The organism is Pedobacter sp. 10L46_2 (assembly GCF_056395165.1).
The window spans coordinates 1-7,079 of sequence record NZ_JBFTIZ010000404.1 but is presented as its reverse complement, the minus strand read 5'-3'; the positions used below and the strand labels follow the sequence as shown (position 1 = coordinate 7,079).

Sequence of the window (7,079 nt, the reverse complement as noted above, 5' to 3'; positions counted from 1 at the left end):
TGGTTCTTCTAAGACCGATTGGATGGGTTACAGCCCCAATGAAAAAATCAACTTTAGTACGCAAGGAATAAACCCTTATTTCTTAAATGCACATGATATTTTCAAATTGTTTTCAAAGAAGAAAGAAATTGCCCCTTACGCTGATAAGGTTAAAGAAATCTATTTCTTTGGTGCAGGCTGCTCGTCGCCTGATAAAATTGAGGTGATCTCTAACGGGATTTCTTCTTTCTTTACCAAGGCTTATGTGTCAGTTGAGCATGATTTAATTGGTTCGGCATACGCCACTTGTGGTGATAAAAAAGGACTGACTTGTATTTTGGGTACTGGTTCTAATATTTCTTATTACGACGGTAAAGAAGTTCATAACGGGGCACATGGCTTGGGTTATGCTCTTGGTGATGAAGGCTCAGGCACCTATTTTGGTCGCAAACTGATCACAAGCTATCTATATCATCAGATGCCTGCTGATCTTGCTGTTGAATTTGCCGATACTTATCAAATTGACAAGGAATCTGTTATTACCAATCTTTATCAAAAACCAGCACCAAATATCTACCTGGCCTCGATAAGTCGTTTTATGGCTTCTCATCCTGATCATCCTTTTATTATTAATATTTTACGTGAGGGTTTCCAGGAATTTGTAGATTCCAACATTAAGGATTACCCTAATTATAAAAGCCTTGATACTCACTTTGTAGGCTCTATTGCATTTTACTATCAGGATATTTTAAGAGAGGTTTGTATTGAGAATCAGGTAAAAGTTGGTAAGATATATCAAAAACCTATTGAGGGTATTTACAACTACATCTTAAGAAAAGAAGGCATCATGGTTTAAGCTGCGTTTTATCCTTTTTACATCATAGACCGCTCCTGCCGCAGGCAGTAAACCGAACTCGCATCATTGGTACGTCGGGATCATCTTCTTAGGCCGTAGCAGTGCCGGTTGAAATGATTAACATGATTATAAACGCCTATTTCCTTATATGGATTCAAGTCTATATAGATTATTTACCACTGACAAATTTCTTTAATTAACCGAATATTGGTTTCATAGACAGCATCTTTACGAAAATTTACGAGGAGTTACATGAACGTTTGATCGGGCCTGCCATTTACACGCATTCTATCTCTCTTTCTATTTAGAGGAACTTCGGCACAATTCCTGTTGAAGGGATACAATTACAGGGAGAAGATCACAACTGACAAAAGCAAAGTAACTGATGCCATTTTTCTGCTTATAAGGATCTTGTAAATTCCCCAGTGTTAATAGGACCTGATGATGACTTGAAACATGGTAGTGAATATTGCGGAAACAAAATACAAACCATGGAGGGCAAAGACATAAATTTTTTATCTGAGCATCCTTTAACCGGACTAATGAAGCGAAGACAGTGCGTCCCTAAGTAGTGTAGATACAATTTTGGAAATCTATATATTCTGCATAAACCCGACCAACTATTTGGACAGATTTAGATGATTATCATTCCGGGCTGTATAGGAAGAATTAAGCCACTTCATACACCGCTATTCGCTTGTCCATTTCGGCAGTTACCATGGAGGCTATCCAATCCAATTTTTTCTGTTCGGTTGAACTAAAGTCTCTATGTTGACTATCTACAATACAAATTGAACCCACATTAAGTCCTCCTTTAGTCGTGATAACAGCCGAAGCAAAAAATTGTATCCCAAGTTCACCAAGCATCATTGGATTTAAAATTAACCCAGGTTTTTTTGTGATGGTTTCAAATTTCACAATCCGGCTTAGTATGCAAAATTTTATATTGCTCTAAGTTTTCCAGGCAAGGATATTCATTTGGTGAAATTACATTGATTCCAATCATACTTACAATTCGCAAAACAATTAAACTTAATTTATCCCATAGCACTTGCAATCAAGGTATTGCATAGCAGCTAATATGTCGGTTACATGGCAATTACCATACCCGATTTGTTATTGTGCTTTAAAAAATTGCTTTTTTATGGCTAACGACAAATAAATGTATCTTCTATTATTAATTGAAGGGGATTTACGATTGAGGATGAAAAACGAGGGATCAGGATTATGTGCGACAAAAGCTACAATTCAGAAAAAGTAAAGAGGGGTAAACCTTCCTCAAACTGGATTCATTTCCCCAATATTTACAGATAAGGTTAAAAAAACAGGCCTTCAAAAATAAAATTCTGAAGGCCTGTTAACAGACGGGTATTCGTATTTTATTTCTTTGTAACCTTGAATTCAGTTCTCCTGTTAAGGGCACGACCTTCAGGATTATCTTTGCCATTAGGTAGTTCATTAGGAGCTACTGGTTTTGTTTCACCATAGCCTCTGCTTGTCATTCTTGAAATCGGTATTCCTTTTGAAACTAAATAGTCTACGCAAGATTTCGCTCTTCTCACTGACAGGTCCATATTATAAGCATCTGAACCTTTGCTATCTGTATGCGCACTTAGCTCGATTTCAATCTTAGGGTTATCCTCCATGATTGAAAATAAATGATCCAGCTTACCTTTTGAATCTTCAGTTAATGTTGCTTTATCAAATTCATATAGCACATCCTTAAGTACTATAGGTTTGTCAATTTCGTAAGGAGTTAAACAAATATCAGGACTAAACAATGTATCTTTTTTTGCTAAATCATCATAACTGAAGTTTAAAATTTTAGAGAAGTACTTATCTTTTTCTGCTGTAAGTTTTAGCTTACGATTAGAATTTACTTTGAACGTGTACTCTCCGGCTTGATTTGTAACTGTTCTAAGTGTTTGCAATGAATCAACAAGTATAATAGTGGCATCTTGTAAGGGCTGTTTTGTATCACAATCGTATACAATACCTTTAACGGTAAGGTATTCACGTTTTACATTAAAAACCTCCAGACAGCAAAGAGATTCACGGTCTGAACTAATATAGCCTTCGGTATCTGAATTATCAGAAGGAGTATAATAGATATCGTCTTTTGATGAGTTAAATGGATAACCAACATTGCGAGGGTCTGACCAATTAGTGAAATCACCCTCACTTTCATAAAAATCAAATCCACCCATCCCTATTCTGCCATTACTACTGAAAAGCAATTTATTGGTTTGAGCATTATAGTAGGGAGCCTGATCATCTTCAGGGGAGTTTATCTTATTACCTAAATTTATCGCTTGTCCTAATGACCCATCAGTTCTCAAAGGGCAATACCATAAATCATACTTACCTTGTCCACCAGGTCTGTTAGACGAGAAGATTAAGTATTTGCCATCTTTAGTTACAAAGGGCTGAATAGCATTAAATCCTTTTACATTTACCTGGCTTCCTAACTCAACTGGATCGCCCCAACCTTTATCTGATGAAGCTAGTTGGTAGATCTTTTTGTCGCCCTGAGCTGTCCAGCTGGTAATATAAATGGCCTTTCCGTTTGGATGAAAAGCCGGAGCAGCTGCTTCTTTGTTTAAACTGTTTAATGCTACCTTTTTAATTGTGATGCCTCCCGTTAAAGGATTACCTGGAGTTTCATATACTGCATTCAAATATGGGGTCTCTTTTTTTGACACTTTCGCATTACTTTGATCAGTTAAGATTTCCTTTTTGCCTGCATCACCTACTGGTCTGGAAGATGTAAAGTAAAATTTACTGTCTTTTATAACCGGTGTATAGTTTGATCCTTTCTGGTTAATATCGTTTTGAAGCTTGGTTAACTTAAACAATCTCGGATAGCGCAATTCAAATAATGCAAACTGGCAAGAAGCTATTTCAGATTTTGTTTTTGCGGCATACGCATCATTAAGTTTATACTTGCCGGCAAATTCATTGAAAGCCGTAACTGCTTCTTCAAATTTTTGATTTGCCCTCAGTGATTCGGCATACCAAAATGTAGCAAGTACATATTTCGGATCCTTAAATTCCTTTGCCAAAGCATACCATTTCTCTGCGTCAGTAAAGTTTTTATAAAGCCAGGCACTACAAACCCAGCACTATCTGCGGAGGATAGTTGCAGTGATCTTTTATAATATTCTGCGGCTGCGTAATACTCTTTATTTTGAAAATAGACATCCGCTACTCTCTTACTATTGGTTACAAATTGCGCATTTGCAGCAGTTGTGAATAAGCACAGGATCAGTAATGTTTTAAGCAGTTTCATCTGTAAATGATTTATTTATGTTTAGGTGGTCAGATGGAGCTCGCATGATGAATCATGCTAGGTTCATATCGCGTTAGTTTATAATCTTGGACAAAAGAAGTTAGGGCCTGTAATTCCCTTCCTACTGGTAAATGAAATGGATAACTCTAACCCTCCCTGATTACGTGTAGCTCTACTTAAACTTGAAGTGTTAAAATCATAACTTACCCCAAAGACCATATTTTTTAGGTGTAACCCGAAGAAAGCTATCGCAGAATCATCAACCCTATAATTAGACCCGAAAAGCAAATCTGATTCCTGATTAAGCATAAACTGTGCATAAGCCCCGATTGCTATTTCGCGTGCATTACCCTGTTTCATGTATAACCCATTTGGTGTAATATCAAGAACTTCTGACATTTTGATTCTAGCACCTCCATGAGCTGCATATCTAATTGGCATACGAACGCTATTCCCTAAAAACTTATCGACTGGCCTGGTAATATGCCCTGCCATTGCACCTCCGAACACGTTAACTCTTTGTCCTGGATTTCCATCGAAATACATAAATCCTGCATTCACATCTGGCACTAATGTGTTAGATGAAGCAAAGGATTCGTTTATTCCAAAATTGGGATCATAACCCGTTATTGGATTGAATTGTGCACCCAGGGTGATCTTTGATGGATCAAAGCTTTTATTAAGAATACCAGCCTGCAAACCAAAGTTTATCATGTTTAAACCGATCTTTCCAAAGTGGATACGATAAGCTCCTGAAACCATAGCGCTTAGGTGATTATAACTAATATCTCCAGCATTCTGATTCAAAACCATTGCACCGAATGCTAAGTTTTTAACCGGGGCCATGTCAAATGACGCCCCCCCGGTTAAAAATGAATTTGAAATAGTTCCCCACTGTTGTTTGGCATTCAAAGAAACCCGGTATTCACCGTCCGTTACCCCGGTTAGTGCTGGGTTTAGCCATAGCGGGTGAGCGTAGTATTGAGAGAAGTGCGGATCAATCTGTGCAACCACCCTTACAGCTCCCAAACTTAAAAATGCTCCTAGTGCTATTATTTTTATTAGTTTCTTCATAACAAATTTGTTTTTCGAGTTTTTAGGTAAATGATTAATATTAACTGGAAACATCTTTTATCTTAATAGGGTTATTGTGCCTTTTTTAGTGGTTTTAGTCCCGTCATTAAATTCCGCTTCCAGGAAATACACATACACACCGTTCGGCTGTATATCACCTTTATACGTTCCATCCCATCCATTTTGAATGTTTAATGATTCGTAAATAAATTGTCCCCATTGATTGTATACACGCAACTTCATTTTTGCAATTGTATTTCCGTACACGTACAGAATATCATTTTTACCATCATTATTTGGTGTAAATGTATTAGGGACAAAAATTGTGTTTCCTAGAGGATTATCGCTCTTAGCAGTTAAGCTGGTTGCGTCACTCAGTTGACAGTCAAGCTGACCTTTAGCCCTAACTCTTATTGTTACACTTTGATCAGGTTTCAAACCAGCTACCAGATAAGTAGTTCCAGTCGCTCCACCTGTAGGTGCAACCCATGTTAGTCCATTATCTAATGAAACTTCGTAAGCAGTTGCTCCTGGTATTGGATTCCACTGGAATGTTATTTCTGTTGCTTTGTTCTCTTTAACAGTAACCACTGGTGCCTCAAGTTTACCTAGTACAGTTACCACAACTGATGTGCGTGTTGTACTTGAGCATCCTGTTGCATTGCTACTTTCCACATAATAAGTTGTAGTTGTTGTTAGAGCCGGTGTAGTAAATGTTACACCCTGAGCAATTGAAGTTCCTCCGGTTGCTGCAGTATACCAGCTATAAGTAAGCGCTGCATCTGGATTGGTTACTGAAAGTGTAGCAGTTGTACCTGAACACAATGGCCCTTCAGCTCCTGATATTGCAGGTGGCGCTGTAGGAATTGGTGAAGCGTTTACTTTAACTGCTGTACGACCCGTACTTACACAAGATGCTGTTGAAGCTTCAACATAATATGTAGTAGTTGTTGTGATTGCAGGCGTAGTAAAGCTTGTGCCTGTACCAACAGCTGTTCCAGCAATTGGAGTAGTATACCATTTGTAGGTTACTCCATTAGTTTGAGGACTTGAAACACTCAATACAGCCGGAGTTCCTATACAGGCATCTACAACTGCTGAAACTACAATTGGTGTTTGTGGTTTTGGTGAAACAGTTACTGTTACTTTAGTTCTACCAGTTGCATTTCCACAACCTGAAGCACTTACTGCCAATACGTAGTAATCTGTATTAGTAGTTAAGGTTGGTGTGGTAAATTCTTCACCAGTAAATAATAATGTTCCTCCTGCTAACTCACTGTACCATTGGTACAAGATCCCTGCCTCAGCATTAGCTACTTTTAACACAGTTGATTCGCCGCTGCATATACTTGTTCCTGCACTAGCAACATCTGGTGTTTCTGGTAAAGGATTAACTGTAATTGTAACCACTTTTGCTGTTGCGGCAGTGTTCTCGCATTTATTAGCAGCCCTAACAGTTACATAGTAAGTTGTAGTTGCTGTTAACACCGGAGTAGTAAACTCTGCCCCGGTAAACACTGCATTGGTTAATGCTGCATCACTGTACCAGGTAAACACCGGATTAGTAGCGGTTGTACTGCTTGCTGTAAGCGTGGCAGTTGTGCCTGCACAGAATGGTGAGCCTGCTCCTGCTACAACAATGTCAGCTGCTGTGGCTGGTGGATTAACCGTTACGGTAACAACCTTAGCTGTGGCTGCTGTATTGTCGCATCTGTTATCGCCTCTTACTGTCACATAATAAGTAGTGGTTGCTGTTAATACTGGAGTAGTAAATTCTGCTCCGGTAAATGCTACATCGGTTAGCGCAGCATCTTTATACCAGGTGAATATTGGGTTTGTTACTGTTGTACTGCTTGCGGTTAGCTTAGCAGTTGCACCTGC

The 7,079-nt window shown here is 38.5% G+C and carries 5 protein-coding genes; 1 reads left to right on the top strand and 4 read right to left on the bottom strand.

Translation table 11 applies throughout. The annotated features are described in order from the left end of the window. Positions 1–835, top strand: an 835-nt coding sequence (locus AC1DDX_RS25825; RefSeq protein WP_477622860.1) for an N-acetylglucosamine kinase, incomplete at its 5' end; no start/stop codon positions are given. Between the two features lie 669 nt (positions 836–1,504). Here AC1DDX_RS25825 and AC1DDX_RS25820 read toward each other — a convergent pair. The 4 genes from AC1DDX_RS25820 to AC1DDX_RS25805 form a co-directional block, all read right to left on the bottom strand. Next, entirely contained in the window at positions 1,505–1,753 is a 249-nt protein-coding gene (locus tag AC1DDX_RS25820) for a hypothetical protein (protein WP_477622859.1), read from the bottom strand. 461 nt (positions 1,754–2,214) lie between these two features. After that, complete coding sequence (locus tag AC1DDX_RS25815; RefSeq protein WP_477622858.1) at positions 2,215–3,897, bottom strand: OmpA family protein; 1,683 nt, start codon at positions 3,895–3,897, stop codon at positions 2,215–2,217. 305 nt (positions 3,898–4,202) lie between these two features. Continuing rightward, positions 4,203–5,198 (bottom strand): PorP/SprF family type IX secretion system membrane protein, encoded by a 996-nt coding sequence (locus AC1DDX_RS25810; RefSeq protein ID WP_172660448.1) that lies wholly within the window; start codon positions 5,196–5,198, stop codon positions 4,203–4,205. A gap of 57 nt (positions 5,199–5,255) precedes the next feature. Beyond that, on the bottom strand, positions 5,256–7,079 hold a 1,824-nt coding region (locus AC1DDX_RS25805; protein WP_477622857.1), incomplete at its 5' end, for an Ig-like domain-containing protein.

Coding starts and splice junctions, on each gene's coding strand:
- AC1DDX_RS25810 (WP_172660448.1), bottom strand. CDS start 5,198: ATGAAGAAACTAATAAAAATAATAGCACTAGGAGCATTTTTAAGTTTG.